Consider the following 22,500-nt stretch of genomic DNA (forward strand, 5'->3'; position numbering starts at 1 on the left):
GTTCGCGGGTGTGCGGTTGATGACATTCTGTACACCCGCTGGCCGAAAGGCCAATTGGTTATCCCTAATGATGCAATTGATAATCATTATTATTTGACTATCGGAAGCGCCTCATCAGGCATGTTTCGCCGCCTTCTCCCCGGGGGGAGAAGGCGGCACTGGGAGCGTATGCCTCAGACTACGCCTGCCGCTTCATTGCGGCGAGCGTTTTTTCGGGAAGGAACGGTACCGACCGGAGCCGTGCGCCCGTGGCGGCGAACACGGCGTTGGAAATGGCGGCGGGAATCGTGGCGGGCGCCATCTCGCCAGCGCCCCAGGGCGGGGCTTCGGGGCGGTCGATCAGGCTGATGTGGATGTTGGGCACATCGGGGAAGCGGAGGATCGGATAGGTGTTCCAATCGACCGAGGTGATCTTCTGCCTGTCGAACTTCAGCTCTTCCATCAGCACGCGGCTGACGGTCTGGATGATGCCGCCCTCGATCTGGTTGCGCGTGCCGTCCGGATTGATGATCTGGCCGCAGTCGTGGCTGCACCAGATGTCGGTGACGCGGATCTGGCCGGTTTTGCGATTAACCGCCAGCTCCAGCACCGTGGCCACATACGTGCGATCGTTGTCGTAGCGCACGAACGCCAACCCGCGTCCACGGACGACGTCACGGGGGTCCCCCTTGCGACGGATGGCCTTGCTGGTACGGACATTCCAGTTCGACAGGCGCGCCACGTCCTCGAGCACCGCGCGGGCGCGCGGGTCGGGCAGGTAGTCGAGCCGCCATTGCAGCGGATCGGCGCCGGCCGCCATGGCCAGCTCGTCGAAGAAGGCCTCGTTCGCGAACGCGTTCTGCAGCCGGCCGGGCGAGCGCAGATGCGCGGTGCGAAACGCGCTGTCGGTCATGCGATTGACCCTGGTGCTGACGTTCGGCAGCGTATAGAGGATGTCCGCGTTCTTCGAGATATTGCCGGTGACGTAGGCGGGGCGCTTGATGCCGGACGTGACCGTGGCCAGCAGCGGAAACTCGGCGATCGAGCCTTTCTGCGCGGCCGCATAGAACTCGGACTGCCACGCCACGGGGCGCTTCTGCGCATCGAGGCCGCCCTTGAGGTCGATGACGGTGGGGGGGCTCTTGGGATCCCAGCCATGCTCGTCCGCGCGCATCCACTGCACGCGCACCGGCGCGCCCGCGAGCTGCGATACCAGCGCGGCGTCCGCCGAGCAATCCTCGTGGCCGTTACGGCCATAGCAGCCCGCGCCGTCGAGGTAGATCAGGCGGACCTTTGCCTTGTCCACGCCGAGCGTCAGCGCGATCTCGCCCTGCAGCGAGTGCGTCGACTGCGCGGCCGACCAGATCGTGCACTGGCCGTCGCGGAAGTCGGCGACCGCGCAGGCCGGGCCGATCGAACCGTGCGTGTTCGGCGGAAACTCGTAGGTGGCTTCCACGCGCTTGCTCGCGGTCGCCAGTGCGCCCGCGGCATCGCCCTTGTTGGCCGGCGTTTCGACGCTGGCCACGGGCAACGCGCGCCAGTAGCGATACAGATCGGCCTGCTCCGGAAAGTGGGGCGGGTCGTCCCATTGCACCTTGAGCGTCCGGGCGGCCTTGATGGCGCCCCATTCGGTGGGGCTCAGTACCGCGAGGAAGTCCTGCTTGCGGACCACGCGCACGCCCGTCATGCCGGCGACCGACGACTCGTCCACGCTCACGAGCTTCGCGCCCGGACCGGCGGGACGGATCACGCGCGCATGGAGCATGCCCGGCACGCGAAAGTCCTGCATATAGGTGAACTGGCCCGTGACCTTGCCGGGAATATCGACACGCGCGACGCTCTTGCCGACGAGCGCATGCTTTGCGGGATCCTTGAGCGGGACCTTGGGGTCGAGCGCGACTTCGATGGGCTTGCCCGCGAGCAGTTCGCCGTAGCCGATGCGATGCGCATTGTCGGGCGTGGCAATCACGCCGTCGCGGACCGTCAGGGTGGCGGGTTCCACTTCCCACTGCGCGGCGGCGCGCGAGACCAGTGCGCGGCGCGCGCTGGCGGCCGCGCGGCGCAGCGTGCCGCCGCCGTCCTGGATCGTCAGGCTGCCCGCGGTCTGGCCCTGGTCGAGCGTCAGCAGCGTATCGCCCATGACGAGATCGACCTGCGTGAACGCGACATCGAGTTCTTCCGCGACCATCTGCGCAAGCGCCGTGCGGGCGCCGGTGCCGAGGTCGACCTTGCCGCTGAACACCGTGACGCGGCCGTTGGGGGCGATGGCGAGCCACGCGTCGACGTCGCCCTTGGCGGCGGAAGGCCGTGTGACGGTCTGGCCGGCCGCATCGACGGCGCTCACGGATTGCGCGAGCGCCGGCGTGGCGGTGGCAACGAGCGTCGCGGGCAGCGAGAACGAGAGCAGCAGGCCGCCGGACTGCTTGAGGAAGGCGCGACGGTCCATGTCAGGCCTCCTTCGTGCCGGCGGCACGCTTGACCGCGCGGACGATGCGCGCATGCGTGCCACAGCGGCACAGATTGCCGGCCAGCGCGTCGCGAATCTGCGTCTCGGACGGCTTGGGGTTCTGCGCAAGCAGGCCCACGGACGTCATGATCATGCCGTTGATACAGTAGCCGCACTGCACGGCCTGTTCGTCGATAAACGCCTTTTGCACGGGGTGCGGCTGCTCCGGCGAGCCGAGGCCTTCGAGCGTCGTGATGCGCGCGTCGCCGACCGAGGACACCGGCAGTACGCACGAGCGCGTGGCCGTGCCGTTGAACAGCACGGTGCAGGCACCGCACTGGCCGAGCCCGCAGCCGAACTTGGGACCGTGGAGGCCGAGGTTGTCGCGGAGTGCATAGAGCAGGGGCGTATCGCTATCGGCGTCGACGGTCTGCAACTTGCCGTTGACCTGTAGCTGGTAGGTAGGCATGGGGTGCTCCTGTTGTTGTTGTCGTTGTTATGGCGCGCGGGAGGGCGCAGTGTCGAATCTAGGGCAGCGCGCGCGCGTCGAACAGCGAAATGAAGGGGTACAAGCGGTTTCAATTCCGTTTATCGGAAATACACCCGCATTCGCACGGGATTTTCTTCCTACACTGTGCGCACTCGACAACAGCGGGCTGGTCTTTCTTCATGCGTATTGCGATTCCCGACGATTATCAGGACTGCGTCCGCGGCCTCGACTGCTATGCGCGTCTGGCCGACCACGACGTCACCGTCTTCCATGACAACGTCAAGGAGATCGACGCGCTGGCGGCCCGGTTTGCCGATGCCGACGCCATCGTGCTGACGCGCGAGCGCACGGTCGTCACGGCGGCGCTGCTGGACCGGCTGCCGCGCCTGCGGCTGATCAGCCAGACGGGCAAGGTGGCCGGGCACGTCGATCTGCGCGCGTGTACGGAACGCGGGATCGCCGTGGCGGAAGGCAGCGGCTCCGGCGCGGCGACGGCCGAACTGACCTGGGCGCTCATGCTCGCAAGCCGGCGCCATCTGGTCAGCGAGGTCAATCGCCTGCGCGGCGGCCAGTGGCAGGGATATCTGGGCCAGCAATTGCGTGGCCAGCGGCTCGGCGTCTGGAGCTATGGCCGTATCGGCAAGCAGGTGGCGGGCTTCGGCAAGGCCTTTGGCATGAAGGTGTGGGTCTGGGGCCGGGAAGGCTCGATCGCCGATGCGCGCAAGGACGGATTCGAAGCGGCGCCCTCGCGCGAGGCGTTCTTTGCCGAGAGCGATATCGTCAGCCTGCATATCCGGCTCAACCGCGAGACCGAGGGCATCGTCGATGCGACCGATCTCGCGCGCATGAAACCCACCGCGCTGCTCGTGAACACGAGCCGCGCCGAGCTCGTTGCGCCGGGCGCGCTGGTTGCCGCGTTGCGCGCGGGCCGGCCCGGCTTTGCCGCGGTGGACGCGTTCGAGCGCGAGCCCATTCTCGGCGCGGACGATCCGCTGCTGAAGCTCGACAACGCCCTGTGCACGCCGCATATCGGCTTTGTCGAGCGCGACAACTACGAGGCGTATTACGGCGGCGCGTTCGAGAACATCAACAGCTTCTTCGCGGGGATGCCCGCCAATCTTGCGAATCCGGAGGTGCTGTCGCGACTGCGGCGCTAAGCCTTTTTTTCGTCCGAACACTCCTTGGGACGTCCGTGCGCGAACCGCGCGGACGTCCCTATTTTTTTGGTTCGCGTTCGTTTCCTGATTCCATGGGTTGGAATTGAAGGGGTGTGGGAAAAGGTCGGTTTGCTTACCCTGATCGCATAACGACAGGAGACATCCCGATGCAACAGATTTCCTTCCGCGCCGCGCTGGCAGCGGTATTCCTGATGTGCCTAGCGCCGCTTTCACAGGCGGCCAACGGCACGTTCCCCGACAAACCGCTGCGCCTCGTCGTACCGTTCTCGCCCGGCGGCGGCACGGACCTCGTGGCGCGCGCCGTGGGCATCGGCATGGCGCAGGAGCTCGGCCAGCCCGTGGTCGTCGACAACCGGCCCGGCGGCGGCACCATCATCGGCACGGACAACGTGGCCAAGAGCGCGCCGGACGGCTATACGCTCGTGATCGCGACGTTCGCGCATGCGGTCAATCCGAGCCTCCAGCCCAAGCTGCCGTACGACACCGACAAGGCGTTCGCGCCGGTGGTGCTGCTGGGCCGCTCGCCGAACGTGCTGGTCGTGCGCGCGGACAGCCCGTACAAGACCGTGCAGGACGTGATTCAGGCCGCGAAGAAGCAGCCCGGCAAGATCTCGTTCGCGTCGCAGGGGCCGGGCACGTCCGCGCATCTGGCCGGCGAACTGTTCAAGAGCCTGGCCAGGGTCGACCTCACGCATATCCCGTACAAGGGCGCGGGCCCGGCGATCACGGACCTGCTCGGCGGGCAGGTGGACCTGATGTTCGCCACCGCGTCGGCGGTCGGCAATCTGCTCGAAGGCGGCAAGCTGCGCGCGCTCGGCGTGACCACCGCGCAGCGTTCGACGAGCGCGGACCTCGCGCGCGTGCCGACCATCGCGGAGAGCGGCGTGCCCGGTTACGTGGCCGAGAGCTGGTACGGGCTGTTCGTGCCCGCCGGTACGCCCGCGCCCGTTATCGCGCGGCTCAACGCGGCCGCGACGAAGGCGGCCAATTCCGAAGCGTTTCGCAAGCGCGCCGAGGCCGAGGGCCTGACCATCGCGACGGGCACGCCCGAAGACTTCGCGCGTTACGTGCGCGCGGAAGAGGGACGCTGGAGCAAGGTCGTGAAGGACGCGCATATCTCTTTGAATTGAACACACCAAACGAACTGTCATGAGCGACTACACCCTGATTCAACTCGACGTACGCGACGGCATCGCCGTCCTTACCCTCAACCGTCCCGACAAGCGCAATGCGATCAGCGACGACATGCGCACCGAGCTGATCCACGCGCTCGAGCGCGTGACGGCCGACCGCAAGATCCGCGCGCTGGTGCTGACGGGCAGCGGCAAGGGTTTTTGCGCGGGCGGCGATGTGGCCGGCATGCAGAAGCGCATGGACGCGCCGCCGGGAGAGGTGGGCTTCAATGGCTGGACGCGCCAGCAGCGCGTGCATCATTCGGTCGGGTTGCTGCACAACATGCCGAAGCCCGTGATCGCGGCCGTCAACGGCGGCGCCAATGGCCTCGGCGCCGATATGGCGATGGCGTGCGACTTCGTCATCGCGTCCGACGCGGCCAGCTTTACCTGGTCCTATATCCATCGCGGCCTGATTCCCGATGGCGGCGGCATGTACTTCCTGCCGCGCCGAACGGGGCTCTCCACGGCCAAGGGCCTGATCTTCAGCGGCCGCAAGGTCGATGCCGCCGAAGCGCTGCAACTGGGTATCGCCGACCGCCTCAGCACCTCGGCGGAGACGCTCGTCGCGGAAGCGGTGGCGTGGGCCGCCGAGCTCTCGCAGGGTTCCGCCACGGCGCTCGCGCTCGGCAAGACGATCCTGAACCAGACGTTCGAGCTGACGGCCGATCAGGTCTTTGCGCAGGGCAGTCAGGCGCAGGGCATCTGCTATACGAGCGCGGAGCACCGCGCGTCGGTGGAAGCATTCCTCGCCAAGGCGGCTACGGCGGCGGCGGCAAAGGGGTAAGACGATGTCGGCGAATTCCCATCAGATTGCCCGTCTCGTCCGGCCGCGCAGCGTTGCCGTGATCGGCGCCTCGGCGGACCCCGCCAAGACCGCGGGCCGTCCAGTCTCGTATCTCACGCGCCATGGCTTCGCTGGCGCGATCTACCCGGTCAATCCGAAGGTCGAGACCATCGGCGGACTGCGCTGCTATGCCGATATCGGTTCGCTGCCCGAGGTGCCCGACGTGGGCATCGTGCTGCTGGGCGCCGAACGCGCGCATATCGCCGTGCGCGAGCTCGCGCAACGCGGCACCGGTGCCGCGATCGTGCTGGCCAGCGGTTATACGGAAACGGGCGAGGTGGGCGCGCGTCGTCAGGCGGAACTGCTCGAGGCCGCGGGCAGCATGCGGCTGCTTGGGCCGAACACCATCGGGCTCGTCAACGTGACGGACCGCATTCCGCTGTCGGCCAGTGGCGCGCTGGAGATGGAGAATTTCCCGGCCGGCAATATCGGCGTGGTGTCGCAGAGCGGCGGCATTCTCGGTGCGCTGCTGTCGCGCGCGGCCGCGCGCGGTATCGGCCTGTCCAAGCTCGTGTCGACGAGTAACGAGGTGGACCTCGATCTTGCGGACTTCGTTGACTACCTGGCCGACGACCCCGCGACGCAGGTCATCGCGCTCTATGTCGAGAGCGTGCGGCATCCCGAGAAATTCCGCGCCGCGGCGCTCAAGGCCGCGGCGGCCGGCAAGCCCGTGGTGGCGTTCAAGATCGGGCGCTCGGAAGCGGGCGCGCGCGCGGCCGTGTCGCATACCGGCGCGATGGCCGGTGCCGACCGCATGTACGACGCGCTGTTCCGGCAGGTGGGCGTGATTCGCGCGCAGACGTTTGCGGATCTGATCGACATTCCGGCCGCGCTGGCCACGGCGCGCACGCTGCGCGGCAATCGCGTGGCCGTGCTGACCTCGACGGGCGGCGCGGGCACGCTGGTGTCCGATGCGCTCGGCGTCTCGGGCTTCGAGACCCCCGCGCCCGATGCGGAAACCGCGGCGCGCCTGCGCGCGCTGCAGAAGGGCGACCATGCGGCGCTCGACCGCAATCCGATCGACGTCACGCTGGCCGGACTGCAGCCCGATCTTCTGCGGGGCGCCATCCGCGCGCTGCTCGCAAGCCCGAGCTACGACGCCGTGACGATCATCGTCGGCTCGTCGGCGCTGGCCATGCCGGAACTGATGGCCGATGCGATCCACGATTGCCTGCCCGAAAGCGACAAGCCCGTGCTGGCCTACGTGAGCCCCCATGCGCCGCATGTGGCCGCAGTCTTGAATCAGCGCGGCGTGCCGGCCTTCAGCGCGCCCGAGAGTTGCGCGGTGGCATTCGAGGCCATGCTTGCCGCGAGCCGGCTGAGTACCGTGCGCGATACGCCCGCGGGAGCGTTGCCCAACGTCGATACGCACGATATCCCGTCGGGCTCGCTCGACGAGGCCGCGGCCAAGCAGCTGTTCGCGCGCTTCGGCGTGCCCGTCGTGCGCGAGGCCGTGGTGGCCGGCGCGGACGAGGCGGTGGCCGCGGCACGGCCGTTCGGGGACCGCGTGGTGCTCAAGATGCTGTCCTCGACGATCACGCACAAGAGCGATGTCGGCGGCGTGGCGGTCGGCATCGCGCCCGATGCGCTGCCCGCACGCATGGCCCGCATGGCCGACGAGGTGCGCGCGCATACGGGCAGCGCGCCCGAGCGCTATCTGGTGCAGGAGATGGTGCAGGGCGGCGTCGAGCTGATTCTCGGCACGCATCGCGATGCACTGGGCACGGCCATTTTGCTCGGCATGGGCGGTGTGACGGCGGAACTCTTTCAGGACACCACGATGCGGCTGTTGCCCGACGCGGGGGGCTTGTCACACGATACGGCGGCGTCGATGATCCGCGAACTGAAGACGTGGCCGCTGCTCGATGGCTATCGCGGCCGGCCAAAAGCCGACATCGATGCGCTGGCGGATGCTATTGTCGCGTTCTCGAACATGGCGGCGTCGCTGGGCGCGCGCCTCGTCGAAGCGGAGATCAATCCGGTGTTCGTGCTGCCCGCGGGTCAGGGCGTGCGCGCGGCGGACGGTGTCGTGGTGATGGGTGAATAGCGGAGCGGAAGCATGGGAGTGTCCTCGGACGAGGCAGCAAAGCGGGCGGAAGCGCAGGCGGACAGGAGTTCGACGGTCCGCGCGAATATCGCGGAAGAGGGGCGCGCGATCTCCGGCGGTGCCGAAGCGGCGGCCGTGGTGGATCGGCTCGCCTCGCAGGCCAGGTATTTCCTGACCGATGCCGACGGTACGCAGATGGTCTGGCGCCGCTTTGGCGAAGGCCCGTCGGTGCTGCTCGTGCACGGCGGCCATGGCAGCTGGCTGCACTGGGTGCGCAATATCGAGGCACTGGCCGCGCACCACACGGTATGGGTGCCCGATATGCCGGGCTACGGCGAATCGGGCGATCCGCCCGGTGCGGAGTTATCGCAACTGGTCGAAGCGATTGCAGCCGGTTACGCGCAATTGCCCGATCCCGGCGATATCGACGTGGTCGGCTTCTCGTTCGGCGGGCTGACCGCCGCGCACCTGGCCACCGTGCTGCCGCGCGTGCGCCGGCTCGCGCTGCTCGGCCCCGGCGGTCACGCGGGCCCGCGCCGGCAGCAGCGCGCGCTGCTCGACTGGCGCGCGGCACCCGATGCGGAGGCGCTGGCCGCCGCGATGCGCCATAACGTCGAGGCGTTCATGATCTCGAACCCCGAAGCGATCGATGCGCTGGCGTTGCTCGCCTATACGGACTCGTGCCGCCATGCACGCTTCCGCAGCAAGCATATCTCGCGCGCGGGCGGCCTCGCCGAGGCGCTGGACCGGTTCCGCGGCCCCACGCTGCTGGCCTGGGGCGAGAACGACGTGACGGCGGATCCCGATATCGCGCTGGCGAAGCTGACCGACGGCCGTCCGCGCCGCGAGGGCGTGATCGTGCCGGAAGCCGGCCATTGGGTCATGTACGAATCCTATGCGTCAATCAATGCCATACTGCTGGACTGGTTCGAGCATTGATGGAGGTTGCACGTGGATTCGCAGGAAGCGCGCATCCGTGCCCGGGGGCGCCCCGCGAGCACGCAGGCCAACCGGTCGCTCGAACGCGGCATCGAGATTCTTCGCGCATTCCGTCCCGGATCCGAGATCCTCGGCAATGGCGAGCTCGCGGAACGCACGGGCCTCGCGCGTTCGACGGTCAGCCGGCTGACGCAAAGCCTCGTTGACACCGGTTTCCTGCAGTACGACACCACGCTGCGCGCCTACCGGCTGGGCGCGCCCGTGCTCAGCCTTGCGCATGCGATGCGCACGGGCTCCACGCTCCTGCAGGTTGCGGCGCCGCTGATGCGCGACCTCGCGCAGGCCGAGCACCTGAACGTCGGTCTCGCGCTGGCCGATCGCGACGAGATGGTCTATCTGGAGTCGATTCGCTACGGCCGGCGCACCTCGCTGCGCAATGTCGCGGCGGGGCAGCGGGTGCCCATGGCATTGACCTCGCTCGGCCGCGCGTGGCTGGCGGCGGCGCCCGACGACGAGCGCGAGGGGCTGATGCGGCAGTTCGCGCGGCGGTTTGCCACGCACTGGAACGCCCTGGCGTCGGAGATCGATGCGTCGATCGCGCAGGTGCGCGCGCATGGCTGGTGTATCGCGAGCTGGCAGCCGGAAGTCATGGCGATATCGACGCCGATGCGCCTGGGCCACTATCCCGTGCATGTGCTCAATGTGAGCCTGTCGACGAAGGCGTCGATGGACGATGCGGCGAAGGAACTGGCGCCGCATCTCATGCGGCTGGCCAGCGATATCGACGCCGCGTTCGCGAGTCAGCAAGCGTAGCCCGTTGTGCAAGCCCGGGGGCCTGTCCCCGCGGCGCACCTCCTGGGAAGGCGAACCGCGGGGCAGGGCCGGGGTACCACATACGACTGACCCCTCCTCCTTATCCTCCTCGTTGTATCTGGCGCGTTGCCGGCGTCAGTGGCTGATCATCCACGGCCGCCCGGCCGCGTTGCCCTTGACTGCATCCGCGCGCGCCGCATTGCCCGCCAGCTTGACCGGCGACGAACAGCACCCGCAGCCCGCGCCGTGGTTGCGCGACTCGCGCGGCGCGTGCGCGCTGCGTTCGTTGGTGGCATGCGCGGCGCGGGACGCGGCGGGCATGCTCGCGAACGCCGGGGCGGCGACCAGCGCGCGGGGCGCGGCGGCTCCGCACGACGGACACGTGCAGGGATCGTCGCGGCGCGAGATGGAACGCAGCACCGAAAAATCTCCGCACTCGGCGCAGCGATAGTCGTAGGTAGGCATGGCGGCTCCGCGGCGGGTTACAGGTCGGGCGACAGCGGCAGGTCGATACCGCCCGTGATCATCTTCGTCGGCCCCGACGCGCTCGGCCGGATATCGAAGTCGAAGATCTGCGTGGGCAGCCACAGCGTGGCGCACGCGTTCGGGATATCGACCACGCCGCTGATATGCCCCTGCACCGGCGCCGTGCCGAGAATCGAGTACGCCTGTGCCTTCGAGTAGCCGAACTTGGTCATGTACTCGATGGCGTTCAGGCAGGCCTGGCGATATGCGACGTGCACGTCGAGGTAATGCTGCTTGCCGGCCTCATCGACCGAGATGCCCTCGAAGATCAGGTAGTCGTTGTACTGCGGCGTAATCGGGCTCGGCTTGAAGATCGGGTTCTTGATGCCGTACTTGGCCATGCCGCCCTTGATCAGCGACACGCGCATATGGACCCAGCCCGCCATCTCGATCGCGCCGCAGAACGTGATTTCGCCATCGCCCTGCGAGAAGTGCAGGTCGCCGACGGACAGGCCCGCACCATCGACGTACACCGGGAAGTAGACCTTGGCGCCGCGCGACAGGTCCTTGATATCGCAGTTGCCGCCATGCTCGCGCGGCGGCACCGTGCGCGCGCCCGTGGCCGCGGCCGCGTCGCGGGCCTCGCCCTGCAGCTTGCCCATGTGCGCGGTGGCCGCGAACGGCGGATTGGCCAGCGGCGGCACGCGGTCCGGCTCGGTCGCGATAAAGTCCATCTCGCGCTTGTTCCACGTCTCGAGCATGGCCTTGTCCGGCAGGCAGCCGATCAGGCCCGGGTGGATCAGGCCCGCGAAGTTCACGCCGGGGATATGGCGCGACGAGGTAAACATGCCATGGAAGTCCCAGATCGACTTCTGGGCCTGCGGAAAGTGGTCGGTCAGGAAGCCGCCGCCGTTCTTCTTGGAGAAGAACCCGTTGAAGCCCCAGAGGCTGTCGGGCTTGGCGCCGATGTCGAGCAGGTCCACGACGAGCAGGTCGCCGGGCTCCGCGCCTTCCACGCCCACGGGGCCCGAGAGAAAGTGCACGGTGCTGAGGTCGACGTCGCGCACGTCGTCGGCCGAGTCGTTGTTCTTGATGTAGCCGCCGGTCCAGTCGTAGGTCTCGAGGATGAAGTCGTCGCCCGGCTTGACCCAGGTGGCCATCGGGATATCGGGGTGCCAGCGGTTGTGGACGTTGGGGTTCTCGTACGGCGACTCGGCCAGATCGACCTTGATCAGGGTATCCGTCATGACATGCCTCCTGTGAAAGATAAGGAAAAGTAGTTCAGACCGACAGTAGCTGCCGGATGTGGTCGTGGTCGGTGCCGTTGCGCTGCGTCTCGTGCACGAAGCGGCCGCCCTCGATGACGAACAGGCGGTCCGCCACGTCGAGCGCGAAGCTGAGCACCTGCTCGGAGAACACGATCGTGATGTCGCGCGTGCGGCGAATCTCGTTGAGCGCGCGCGCGATGTCCTTGATGATCGACGGCTGGATGCCTTCGGTGGGCTCGTCGAGCAGCAGCACCTTGGGGTTCGAGACCAGCGCGCGGGCGATGGCCAGCTGCTGCTGCTGGCCGCCCGACAGGTTGCCGCCCTTGCGGCGGCGCATCTCGAACAGCACCGGGAACATGGCGAAGATCTCGTCGGGAATGCGGCGGCTCGTGCCTTGTTCCATGCCGGTGAGGATGTTCTCCTCGACGGTCAGGTGCGAAAAGATCATGCGACCCTGCGGCACGTAGCCGAGGCCCGCGCGCACGCGGCGATAGCTCTCGTCGTGCGCGACGTCGCGGCCATCGACGCAGACCTGGCCCGAGCGTACGGGCAGCATGCCGATCATCGCCTTGAACAGCGTGGTCTTGCCCATGCCGTTGCGGCCCATGATGGCGACCGTCTCGCCCTGCGCGGCGGCGAACGAGATGCCGTGCAGCGCCTCGCTCTGTCCGTAGTTGACGACAACGTTGTCGACGCTCAGCATGATTTCTCCTCGGCTCGGCTCAGTGGCCCAAATACACATCGATCACGCGCGGGTCGTTCTGCACCTGGTCCATCGACCCCTCGGCGAGGATCTTTCCCTGATGCATGACGGTGACCTTGTCGGCGATCTCGCGCACGAAATCCATGTCGTGCTCGATGACGATGACGGCGCGGCCGCGGCTGATGCGCTTGAGCAGTTCCGCGGTCTGTTCGCGCTCGCGCACGCTCATGCCCGCGATCGGTTCGTCGAGCATCAGCAGTTGCGGCTCCTGCATCAGCAGCATGCCGATCTCGAGCCACTGCTTCTGGCCGTGCGAGAGTTGCGCGGCCTCGCGGTCGAGCGCATCGGACAGGCCGATCTCGGCGGCCACGTCGGCGACGCGCTGCCGGACCTCCGCGTCGGTCTTGAACGCCAGCGCGCCAAACACGCCGCGGCCGCGCGGAAACGACACCGCCAGGTTCTGGAACACGCTGAGGTTCTCGTAGATCGAGGGCGTCTGGAACTTGCGGCCGATGCCGGCGCGCACGATCTGGTATTCGGGCAGGCCCGTCATCTCGCGATTGACGAACTTGATGCTGCCCCCGGTGGCGCGCGTCTTGCCGCAGACCAGGTCGAGCAGCGTGGTCTTGCCGGCGCCGTTGGGGCCGATGATCACACGCAGCTCGTCGCGATCGACATACAGCGTGAGGTTGTCGATCGCCTTGAAGCCGTCGAAGGAGACCGTGAGGTCTTCCACGGCCAGCATGAAGTCGGTGTTGCTCATGGTCGCTCCTGTCCGTTAGCGCGTATCAGGCGGTCTTGCCGGGCACGCCCTCGGCCGGCGTTGCCGCATCTTCGGCCGGCTTGCGTCGCACGTACTTGCTGTAGAGACCCGCCAGCCCATCGGGGAAGGCAACCACCACGCCGATGAACAGCGCCGCCATCAGGAACAGCCACAGATCCGGAAAGCTCTCGGAGAAATAGGTCTTGCCCGCGTTGACGAGCAGCGTGCCCCAGATCGCGCCGACCAGGCTCATGCGGCCACCCACCGCGGCGAAGATCACCATCTCGATGGAGGGCACGATGCCGACGAACGACGGTGACATGAAGCCGACCTGCAACGCGAACATCGCGCCGCCGATGCCCGCCAGCGCGGCGGCCAGGCAGAACACGAATACCTTGAACATCGCCACGTCGTAACCGGAGAAGCGCACGCGGTCTTCCTTGTCGCGCATGGCCAGCAGCAGCACGCCGAGTTTCGTGCGCTGGATCCACCGGCACAGCGCGATGGCCGCGAACAGCAGGACGACGTTGGCGAAGTAGAGGATCATGCGCGCGCTGTCGGTGCGGATATCCCAGCCGAGCATGGTCTTGAGGTCGGTAATCCCGTTGACGCCGCCCGTGTAGCCCTGCTGGCCGATGATCAGCACCGAGAGAATCAGCGCGATGGCCTGCGTGATGATCGCGAAGTACACGCCGCCCACGCGGCGCCGGAACATCGCGAACGAGACGACAAAGGCGAGGGCGACCGGCACGAGGATCACGCCGATGAGCGCCACCGGCAGATGGCGGAACGGCTCCCACCACCAGGGCAGCGCGGTGAGCTGATTCCAGTCCATGAAGTCGGGAATGCCCGGCGTCGATTGGATGGCCGTGCTCTTGGCATCGGAGGCCTCGAGCTTGAGGAACATCGCCATGGCGTAGCCGCCCAGGCCGAAGAACACGCCCTGGCCGAGGCTCAGCACGCCGCCATAGCCCCAGAGCATGACGAGGCCGACGGCCACGAACGCATAGCTCAGGTACTTGCCGACGAGGTTGAGCCGGAAGATGTCCAGCGAAAGCGGCATGACGACCAGCAGCACGAGCGCCAGCAGCGCGTAGCCGCTCCACGACGATGAAATGATCGTTCTCACGCGGCCGGGCAGGGTGGACGAGGTGGACATGAATGGCTCCGGTAAAGGCAAATCGGCGTGAGTTTCAGCGACGGACGGCGGGCGCGAACAACCCTTGCGGACGAATCATCAGGATCGTCACGATCAGCAGCAGCGTCGTGACCCGCGCCATCGACCCGGTCATGAAGAACTCGGTAATGGACTGCGTCTGCGCGATGCCGAAGGCCGATGCCACGGTCCCCGCAAGGCTGGCCGCGCCGCCGAACGTGACCACGAGGAACGAATCGACGATGTACAACGCGCCGCTGGTGGGGCCCGTGGAGCCGATCGTCGTGAACGCGGCGCCCGCCACGCCGGCGATGCCGCAGCCGATGGCGAACGTCACGCGGTCCGTGCGCCTGGTATTGATGCCCGCGGCATTGGCCATGGCGCGGTTGAGCGTGGTGGCGCGGACGCGCAGTCCCCAGCGCGAGCGGTAGAGCGCGAGCCAGACCAGCCCCGCCACGCCGAGCGTGAGCGCCATCACGAAGAGGCCGTTGATCGGAATGTCGAGCCCTTCGGCCGGTGCCCACGAACCCATGAGCCAGTCAGGCAGCGTGGGGCTGACTTCCTTCGGGCCGAACGTCGAGCGGAACACCTGCTGCATGCCGAGGGAGAGGCCCCACGTGGCCAGCAGCGTGTCCAGCGGACGCTTGCAGAGATGCCGGATCAGCGCCCATTCGGCGAGCCATCCGGCAAGGAAGGCAAGCACGAACGCGACGGCGATCGCGAGCGGAAAGTAGTAGGGCATCCACGACGGCGCGAGCCGCTCCGTGAGCGTGGATGCGAGGAAGATCGTATAGGCGCCGATCGTCATGAACTCGCCGTGGGCCATGTTGATGACGCCCATCTGGCCGAAGATGATCGCCAGGCCGAGGGCCATCAGCAGCAGGACCGAGAACAGGCTCAGGCCGGCAAAGCCCTGCATGAGCCCGATATTGAGCATATCCGACAAGTTCATGACGTTACCTCTGCGCGTGGGGGGGGGGAATTACTGGTAACCCTTCGGGAACGGGTTCGGCGGAATCAGTTCCGGCGACTCGGCCACCACCTTGAACTGCCCGTCGAGCTGGGCCAGGCCCACGCGCGTCTTGCTCCACAGGTGATGGTTCGGATCGACCTTGACGTAGCCTTCCGGCGCGGTCTTGAGCTCGAGGCCCGGCGAGGCGGCCACGACCTTGTCCACGTCGAAGCTGCCGGCCTTCTCGACCGCCGCCTTCCACAGCCACGGGCCCAGGTAGCCGGCCTGCGTGACGTCGCCGATCACGGACTTGGCGCCGTACTTGGCCTTGAACGCCTCGACGAACTTCTTGTTGTTGGCGTTATCGAGCGACTGGAAGTACTTCATGGCCGCGTAGAAGCCCGCGATGTTTTCGCCGCCGATGCCGAGCACTTCGTCCTCGGTCACCGAGATCGTCAGCAGGAACTGCTTGTCGGCGGTAATGCCGGCCGCCTTCAGCTGCTTGTAGAACGCCACGTTGGAGCCGCCGACGACGATCGCGTAGATGCAGTCGGGCTTGGCCACCTTGATCTTGTTGATCAGCGAGTTGAAGTTGGTGTGGCCCAGCGGGTAGTACTCCTCGCCCACCACCTTGTTCTTCTGGAAGTTCTCGATGTGCTTGCGCGCGATCTTGTTCGACGTGCGCGGCCAGATGTAGTCCGAGCCGATCAGGAAGAAGCTCTTGGCGTTCTTCTGCTTGGCGGCCCAGTCCAGGCCCCAGATGATCTGCTGCGTGGCTTCCTGGCCCGTGTAGATGACGTTCTTCGACTGCTCGAGGCCTTCATAGAACGTCGGGTAGTAGAGCAGGCCGTTCTCTTTCTCGAACACCGGCAGCACGGCCTTGCGCGAGGCCGAGGTCCAGCAGCCGAACACGGCGGCCACGCGGTCGTTGACCAGCAGCTTCTTCGACTTTTCCGCGAAGGTCGGCCAGTCGGAGGCGCCGTCTTCCTTGATCACCTTGATCTTGCGGCCCAGCACGCCGCCGGCGGCATTGATCTGGTCGATCGCGAGCTGCTCGGCCTGGATCGAGCCGGTCTCCGAGATCGCCATCGTGCCCGTGGCCGAGTGCAGCTGACCCACCGTCACCTCGGTATCGGTCACGGCGAGCTTGGTCGTGTTGGCGGTGGCGGTCGGGATGTTGGCACCGTGAGCCATCCCGGCCATGCCAGCCATCCCGGCGATGGGCAGGGACGCCATGCCCTGCATCAGCCGCCGCCGCTGCAGCGAAACCGCATCGCCATCGGCGAGGGAAGGGGACCCGGTATGTTCTTTGTCACGCATGATCGAACGCTCCTTGGAAGCGAGGTGTTGGATGGAACGGTGTCAGGTACTGCGGTTGTGATGGGGCGGATGATGCGGTGCGGCATATGCGCACGCCTATACGTCATTCAACGTACGGATGCGTACGGTGCGACCGTGCATGGAGCGGGGGCCGCTGTCCAAGGCACACAACTTGCATCACGCCCCCGTCCACTCTCTGCCCAGAGCCCACATGTCGAGCGCCACCCAGCCCGTACAGCGCATCAGCAAGATCCGGCGCGACTACAACCGCTGGGTTGCCGACGAAACGCTCGAGGACTACGCGCTGCGGTTTGCACCAAGGTCGTTCCGCAAATGGAGCGCGTTCCGGGTCTCGAATACCGCTTTTGGTGCAGTCGCATTCCTGGCGCTGGAGGCGATCGGCGCCGCCATCACGCTGAGCTACGGTTTCACGAACGCGATGTGGGCCATCGGCGTCGTCAGCCTGGTCATCTTCCTGACCGGCCTGCCCATCTCGTACTACGCGGCCCGCCACGGCCTCGACATGGACCTGCTCGCGCGCGGCGCGGGCTTCGGGTACCTCGGCTCGACCATCACCTCGCTGATCTACGCCAGCTTCACGTTCATCTTCTTCGCGCTGGAAGCGGCGATCATGGCGCAGGCGTTCGAGCTCCTGTTCGGCATGCCAAGGCCGATCGGCTACCTGCTGTCCGCCATCGTGGTCATTCCGCTGGTCATGCACGGCGTGACGCTGCTGTCGCGCATCCAGGTCTGGACGCAACCGGTGTGGCTCGTGTTGCTGGTGTTGCCGTACGCGCTGATTCTCTGGCGCGAGCCGCATCTCTATGGAGAGTTCCTGTCGCTGAACGGCCGGCTGGCCGACGGCGACGGCTTCTCGTGGCACGCGTTCGGCGCGGCGGCCACGGTGGCGGCCGCGCTGATCGCGCAGATCGGGGAGCAGGTGGACTTCCTGCGCTTCATGCCGCCGCTGACCAGGCGCAACCGCGTACGCTGGTGGAGCGCGCTGATCATGGCGGGTCCGGGCTGGATCATCCTCGGCGCGGCCAAGATGGCCGGCGGCGCGTTCCTCGCGTTCGTCGTGCTGCAGGCCGAACTGCCGCTGGCCCACGCGCTGGAGCCCACGCAGATGTATCTTGTGGGCTTTGCCCGGGCATTGGGTGCGGGCTCGCCGGTCTGGCTCGCCGTGGTGCTGACCGGCGTGTTCGTGCTGGTCTCGCAGACCAAGATCAATATCACCAACGCCTACGCGGGTTCGCTCGCGTGGTCGAACGTGTTCGCGCGCCTCACGCATAGCCATCCGGGGCGTGTGGTCTGGCTCGCGTTCAACGTGCTGATTGCCGTGATGCTGATGGCGATGGGCGTGTTCGAGGCATTGGAGCAGGTGCTAGCGCTCTATGCGCACCTGGCCGTGGCATGGGTCGGCGCGATCTGCGGCGACCTCGTCCTGAGCAAGCCGCTCGGTCTGTCGCCGCGCGATATCGAGTTCCGCCGCGCCTATCTGTTCGATATCAACCCGTCCGGCTTCGGCGCGATGATGATCGCGTCCGCGCTGTCGATGCTCGTGCATCTGGGCGCGTTCGGCGATACGCTGCGGCCCGCGTCGGTCGCGGTGGGACTCGTGCTGGCCATCGTGCTGCCGCCGCTGATCGCGTGGGCCACGCAGAGCCGCTACTTCATCGCGCGCACGCCCGTGGACTTCGGCGCGCGCCACGCGGTCATCCGCTGTGCGATCTGCCGCAATCCGTTCGAGCGCGAGGATGTGGCCGCGTGCCCCGCCTATCGCGGCCCGATCTGCTCGCTGTGCTGCACGCTCGACGCGCGCTGCGGGGACCGCTGCAAGCCCGGCGCCAGCGCGCCCGAGCAGATTGCCACCGCGCTGACGCGCGTACTGCCGGCCGGCACGCCGCCCGTCATGGCGCGGCGGCTCGGGCAGTTCTGTCTGGTGCTGCTCGGCATGGTGTTCGCGTTCGGCACGCTGCTATGGCTGCTCTATACGCAGGAGCAGCTGTCGAGCCCGCTCGTCGCCGCGTTGCCGCGCGGCGGGCTGTTCATCAAGATCGGCGCGGGGCTGATGCTGTTCTCGGCCGTGGCGGCGTGGTGGCTCGTGCTGGCCAACGAGAGCCGTTCGGTCGCGCAGGAAGAATCGGAGCGGCAGAACATGCTGCTGCAGAAGGAAATCGACGCGCACAGGCAGACCGATGCGCTGCTGCAGAGCGCCAAGGAGGTCGCGGAAAAAGCCAATCAGGCCAAGAGCCGCTTTATCACGGGCATGAGCCACGAGATGCGGGCGGGATTGAACTCGATTCTCGGCTACTCGCAGTTGTTGCTTCGGGCGCCGACGCTGCCGCCCGTGTGCCGCGAGGACGTTCGCACGATCGGGCGCGCGGGCGAGCATCTGTCGAGCCTCGTCGATGGGTTGCTCGAGTTGTCGCGGATCGAAGCAGGAAAGCTACGCCTCGAGCAGGAGGCGGTGGGGCTCGAAGGCCTGTTCGACGATCTCGTACGGATGTTTCGGCCGCTGGCCGCCGCGCGCGGGTTGGCCTTTCACTATCGGGTCAGTGGCACATTGCCCGCGCACGTGCATGGCGATTCCAAGCGGCTGCGGCAGATCGTGATCAACCTGGTCAGCAATGCCATCAAGTTCACGGAGCAGGGCGCGGTCACGCTGAGCGTGCGGCACCAGCGCGAGCTTGCGACGATTTCCGTGGAGGACACGGGGCCGGGGATCTCGGCCGAGGATCAGGCGCGCATCTTCGATCCGTTCGAGCGCGGGACGCCGCACGACGATCGGGAAGGCATCGGGCTTGGGCTGGCCATCGTGCGGTTGCTCGCGGATCTGATGGGGGGCGAGATCCGGGTACGCAGCGCGCCGGGAGAGGGCAGCGAGTTTTCGGTGCGGCTGTATCTGCCGGTGGTGTCGGCCACCGCGCCCAAGCCGTCCGCGGTACAGCGGGTGCCGTTGCCCGACGATGCGCGCGTGCTCGTGGTCGATGACCGCGCCGCGCATCGGGCAGTATTGCGGGGCTTTCTCGGGCCGCTGGGGCTGACGGTGCACGAGGTCGGCGTCGGGGCCGAGGTCCTGCCCGCGGTACGGCGCGTGCGGCCGCATCTGGTGTTGCTCGATCTGAATTTGCCCGATGCGTCGGGGTGGGACTTGTGCCGGCATCTGCGCGCGCTGCCCGACGCGCCGCGCGTGGTGATCGTTTCGGCGAATGCGCACGAGAATACCGAGGAGGCGCGTGCCACGCATGGGTATTTTGGCTTTGTCAGCAAGCCTGTGCGGGAGGCGGAGTTGCTCGACACCGTGCGGCGGGCGTTGACCACGGCGATCACCGTCGCCACGCAGGGCGCGAGCCCCCATCGCCCGTCCGCGCGAGCGGGCGCTCCCGCCGCGATGCCCGGCGGCGCGGCGGTGCGCGGGCCAGCGAGCGGGCGCGCTGACGAGCCGGGTAAGCCGGGCGTCGCGCGGACGGGCAGTCTCGATGCCGCGCTGGCGGCAATGCCCGACGGCACGCCGGACGCCGAGCTCGTCCGCGAGTTGCTGCAGATGGGCGCCACCGGCCGCCTGCGCGCGCTCGAAGCCCAATTGACCGAACTGGCCGAGAGTGGCGGCGCCCTCGCGGCGTGGGCATCCCGTATGCTCGCGCTCGCGCGGACCGACGGCCATGCCCTCAACGTTTCCCTAGGCGAGGCTCTCCATGCGACCCGATCCTGAAACCCCGTGTCCTGGTTGTGGACGACAACGCCGACGCGCGCGGCTTCCTCACGCGCGCGCTCGGCAGCGAGGCAATGCTCGTGCATACCGCCGCGAGCGGCAATGCCGCGCTCGACGCGCTCGCGCATTTCGCGCCCGACGCCGTGCTGCTGGACGTCGATATGCCCGGCATGGACGGCTTTGCGACCTGCGAGGCCATCATGGACCGGCATGGCGACCTGGCCGTGATCTTCATGACGGGGCTCGGCGACACGGGCCATATCGTGCGGGGCTTCGAGGTGGGCGCGTGCGACTACGTGACCAAGCCCGTGGAAATCGCCGAGGTTGTGGCAAGGGTCCGCTCGCATGCGAGCAAGGCAAGACTGGCCCGCAGCGCGCGGGAGGCCGTGTTCGGCAGCACGGTGCCGATGCTCGCGGCGGCCGGCGGGCGCATCGCGTGGGTCAACGCGAGCGCGGTGGCATTGCTGGAAGCGGTGGGCTGGCCGCCATGCAAGGCCAACGACCCGCTGCCCGCGGGGCTGGCCTCCGCGCTCGCGGAGCCGGGGGCGCCATGGCATGGCCTGCGGCTGCGGCCGCTGACCGCGGAGACGGCCGACGTGGTGGTGGTGGAACTGGCCCGCGCGGACCTGCCCACGCGCGTGACCGAGGCATCGTCCCTGACGCCGCGCGAGGCGGAAGTCATGCTGTGGGTCGCCCGCGGCAAGACCAACCGCGACGTGGCCGAAATCCTCGGCATGAGCCCACGGACCGTGAACAAGCATCTGGAGCATGTGTACGAAAAGCTTGGCGTGGAGACGCGCACCGCGGCGGTGGCGGCCGCGCAGCGGTGCCTGCCGGTGAGCTGACGCAGCGCCTACGACCGCCCGGCCAGTTTCACGCCCCCCGACCCGCATCCGCAGGTCGCGCTATGCATATGCGCGCCCCCGCCATCGAGCGATCCCGCCGTGGTGCCCGCCAGCGACGGCGCCGCGACCAGCGCGCGGGGCGACGCCGCGCCGCAGACCGGGCAGTCGCACGGTTCATCGCGTTCCGAAATGCGCCGCATGCGCGCGAAGTCGCCGCATTCGGCGCAGCGGTAGTCGTAAGTGGGCATTGCGCGTCCGTCGGGGGAACAGGCCACTAGCTTAAAGCAGTCCGCCCCCGTCTTGTCGATTTCGCCATGGCAATTTCGGAAAGACACGATGAAACCGGCCATGCGCGGCAGCCTCCTATAATCGCCGGCATGGAGACGAACCTCGAAAAGCGCTTTGGCTTCCTCGTGGCCGATGTCGGGCGGTTGACCGGCAAGCGGTTCGACGACCTCGCGCGCTCATCGCTGGACCTCACCCGCGCGCAATGCCGCGCGCTGGCCTACCTCTCGCATTACGGGGAGGTCAATCAGGTCAGGCTGGCCGAACTGATGGAAGTGGCGCCGATCTCGGCCGGCCGCCTGCTGGACCGCATGGAAGAGGGCGACTGGATCGCCCGGCGGCCCAACCCCGCCGATCGGCGCGAACGCATGGTGCGCATGACGGACAAGGCCGCGCAGGCGCTCGACCAGGCCCGCCGCGTCGGCGACGTGATCGCGGCCGAAGCGCTGCGCGGCTTCACCCCTCAGGAGTCGGACCAGCTGATGGCGATGCTCCAGCGGGTACGCGGCAATCTCGTCGGGATCGTGGAGAGTTGAAAGGTGGCTGGGCTAAGATGGAAGACGCCTCGTCTGCATGAAAGGCATGCCATGCCCAAGATCCTGTCCCTGACCGCCATCGCGACCATCGCAACACTGACGTTCGCGGCGGCAACCTCCGCCACGGCGGCGACCGAGAGCAGCAACCCCGGTGCGCTGACCGTCACGTTCGTCCATCCGGAAGCCTATACGGATGCGTCGCGCACCGAGAACTACGGCAGCGATCCGCACGTGCTCGACGATATCCGCCGGCATCTGGAAAAGCTCGCGGCCCGGCAGCTGCCGCCCGGATACACGCTCGCGATCGACGTGCTCGACGTGGATCTCGCGGGCTATATCGACTGGCGCTACGCCAGCGGCAATATCCGCGTGATCCGCGACGCCACGTGGCCACGCATGACGCTCAGCTACGTGCTGCGGCATGGCGACGACGTGGTGGCCAGCGCGAACGCCCAGCGCATCAACAGCATGAACTTCGCGTGGGGCGTGAACGTCTACGGCTACAACGATCCGCTCCGGTACGAAAAGGCCATGCTCGACGAATGGTTCGCGCGCGCGGTGCTGGTGCGTTGACCGTTGCC

At 67.4% G+C, this 22,500-nt stretch carries 20 protein-coding genes; 10 read left to right on the forward strand and 10 right to left on the reverse strand.

All coding sequences use genetic code 11. The annotated features are described in order from the left end of the window. Positions 1-178: 178 nt before the first annotated feature. A complete protein-coding gene (locus tag FOB72_RS05495; protein ID WP_150371611.1) occupies positions 179-2,425 on the reverse strand; it encodes a xanthine dehydrogenase family protein molybdopterin-binding subunit in 2,247 nt (748 codons plus the stop codon). Position 2,426: 1 nt separating this feature from the next. After that, positions 2,427-2,894: a (2Fe-2S)-binding protein gene (locus FOB72_RS05500; RefSeq protein ID WP_150371612.1), complete on the reverse strand. Its 468-nt coding sequence runs from the start codon at positions 2,892-2,894 to the stop codon at positions 2,427-2,429. A 200-nt stretch (positions 2,895-3,094) separates the two neighbouring features. Between FOB72_RS05500 and FOB72_RS05505 the strand changes: the two genes are divergently transcribed. The 6 genes from FOB72_RS05505 (at position 3,095) to FOB72_RS05530 (ending at position 9,911) form a co-directional block, all read left to right on the forward strand. Beyond that, positions 3,095-4,072 (forward strand): D-2-hydroxyacid dehydrogenase family protein, encoded by a 978-nt coding sequence (locus FOB72_RS05505; protein WP_150371613.1) that lies wholly within the window; start codon positions 3,095-3,097, stop codon positions 4,070-4,072. A 212-nt stretch (positions 4,073-4,284) separates the two neighbouring features. Further along, complete coding sequence (locus tag FOB72_RS05510; protein WP_223851481.1) at positions 4,285-5,223, forward strand: tripartite tricarboxylate transporter substrate binding protein; 939 nt, start codon at positions 4,285-4,287, stop codon at positions 5,221-5,223. A 19-nt stretch (positions 5,224-5,242) separates the two neighbouring features. After that, positions 5,243-6,052: an enoyl-CoA hydratase/isomerase family protein gene (locus tag FOB72_RS05515; RefSeq protein ID WP_150371615.1), complete on the forward strand. Its 810-nt coding sequence runs from the start codon at positions 5,243-5,245 to the stop codon at positions 6,050-6,052. A 4-nt stretch (positions 6,053-6,056) separates the two neighbouring features. Continuing rightward, complete coding sequence (locus tag FOB72_RS05520) at positions 6,057-8,159, forward strand: acetate--CoA ligase family protein (RefSeq protein ID WP_150371616.1); 2,103 nt, start codon at positions 6,057-6,059, stop codon at positions 8,157-8,159. A 12-nt stretch (positions 8,160-8,171) separates the two neighbouring features. Then, the gene (locus tag FOB72_RS05525) at positions 8,172-9,098 is read left to right on the forward strand and encodes an alpha/beta fold hydrolase (RefSeq protein ID WP_223851425.1); all 927 of its coding nucleotides are present in this window, start codon (positions 8,172-8,174) and stop codon (positions 9,096-9,098) included. 12 nt (positions 9,099-9,110) lie between these two features. Then, positions 9,111-9,911 (forward strand): IclR family transcriptional regulator, encoded by an 801-nt coding sequence (locus FOB72_RS05530; protein WP_150371617.1) that lies wholly within the window; start codon positions 9,111-9,113, stop codon positions 9,909-9,911. A 135-nt stretch (positions 9,912-10,046) separates the two neighbouring features. On the opposite strand, the gene FOB72_RS05535 is transcribed toward FOB72_RS05530, so the two are convergent. The 7 genes from FOB72_RS05535 to urtA are packed head-to-tail and all read right to left on the reverse strand — an operon-like array spanning position 10,047 to position 16,538. Continuing rightward, the gene (locus FOB72_RS05535; protein ID WP_150371618.1) at positions 10,047-10,376 is read right to left on the reverse strand and encodes an FmdB family zinc ribbon protein; all 330 of its coding nucleotides are present in this window, start codon (positions 10,374-10,376) and stop codon (positions 10,047-10,049) included. A 17-nt stretch (positions 10,377-10,393) separates the two neighbouring features. Beyond that, positions 10,394-11,623 carry a formamidase gene (fmdA, locus tag FOB72_RS05540; RefSeq protein ID WP_150371619.1) on the reverse strand — a complete coding sequence of 410 codons (1,230 nt, stop codon included), beginning with the start codon at positions 11,621-11,623 and terminating at the stop codon, positions 10,394-10,396. A 34-nt stretch (positions 11,624-11,657) separates the two neighbouring features. After that, positions 11,658-12,347 carry an urea ABC transporter ATP-binding subunit UrtE gene (gene urtE / locus FOB72_RS05545; RefSeq protein WP_109580987.1) on the reverse strand — a complete coding sequence of 230 codons (690 nt, stop codon included), beginning with the start codon at positions 12,345-12,347 and terminating at the stop codon, positions 11,658-11,660. A 19-nt stretch (positions 12,348-12,366) separates the two neighbouring features. Continuing rightward, entirely contained in the window at positions 12,367-13,110 is a 744-nt protein-coding gene (gene urtD, locus FOB72_RS05550) for an urea ABC transporter ATP-binding protein UrtD (RefSeq protein ID WP_150371620.1), read from the reverse strand. A 25-nt stretch (positions 13,111-13,135) separates the two neighbouring features. Continuing rightward, a complete protein-coding gene (urtC, locus tag FOB72_RS05555) occupies positions 13,136-14,269 on the reverse strand; it encodes an urea ABC transporter permease subunit UrtC (RefSeq protein WP_150371621.1) in 1,134 nt (377 codons plus the stop codon). Between the two features lie 34 nt (positions 14,270-14,303). Next, on the reverse strand, positions 14,304-15,218 hold the full coding sequence (gene urtB / locus FOB72_RS05560; protein WP_150371622.1) for an urea ABC transporter permease subunit UrtB: 915 nt from the start codon (positions 15,216-15,218) through the stop codon (positions 14,304-14,306). A 30-nt stretch (positions 15,219-15,248) separates the two neighbouring features. Next, a complete protein-coding gene (gene urtA, locus FOB72_RS05565; RefSeq protein WP_150371623.1) occupies positions 15,249-16,538 on the reverse strand; it encodes an urea ABC transporter substrate-binding protein in 1,290 nt (429 codons plus the stop codon). Positions 16,539-16,749: 211 nt separating this feature from the next. Here urtA and FOB72_RS05570 point away from each other — a divergent pair, with 211 nt between their 5' ends. Continuing rightward, the gene (locus tag FOB72_RS05570; RefSeq protein WP_150371624.1) at positions 16,750-20,253 is read left to right on the forward strand and encodes an ATP-binding protein; all 3,504 of its coding nucleotides are present in this window, start codon (positions 16,750-16,752) and stop codon (positions 20,251-20,253) included. A 17-nt stretch (positions 20,254-20,270) separates the two neighbouring features. Continuing rightward, positions 20,271-21,098 carry a response regulator transcription factor gene (locus FOB72_RS05575; protein ID WP_223851426.1) on the forward strand — a complete coding sequence of 276 codons (828 nt, stop codon included), beginning with the start codon at positions 20,271-20,273 and terminating at the stop codon, positions 21,096-21,098. Between the two features lie 8 nt (positions 21,099-21,106). Here FOB72_RS05575 and FOB72_RS05580 read toward each other — a convergent pair whose 3' ends face one another. Continuing rightward, positions 21,107-21,346, reverse strand: coding sequence for an FmdB family zinc ribbon protein (locus FOB72_RS05580; RefSeq protein ID WP_150371625.1), 240 nt, complete (start codon positions 21,344-21,346; stop codon positions 21,107-21,109). Between the two features lie 129 nt (positions 21,347-21,475). On the opposite strand from FOB72_RS05580, the gene FOB72_RS05585 reads away from it, so the two are divergent. Together FOB72_RS05585 and FOB72_RS05590 are read left to right on the forward strand one after the other, a co-directional pair. Beyond that, entirely contained in the window at positions 21,476-21,919 is a 444-nt protein-coding gene (locus FOB72_RS05585; protein WP_150371626.1) for a MarR family winged helix-turn-helix transcriptional regulator, read from the forward strand. Positions 21,920-21,970: 51 nt separating this feature from the next. Then, positions 21,971-22,492: a DUF3016 domain-containing protein gene (locus FOB72_RS05590; protein WP_150371627.1), complete on the forward strand. Its 522-nt coding sequence runs from the start codon at positions 21,971-21,973 to the stop codon at positions 22,490-22,492. The last annotated feature ends 8 nt before the right edge of the window (positions 22,493-22,500 follow it).

This window comes from Cupriavidus pauculus, from assembly GCF_008693385.1.
GTDB lineage: Bacteria > Pseudomonadota > Gammaproteobacteria > Burkholderiales > Burkholderiaceae > Cupriavidus > Cupriavidus pauculus_D.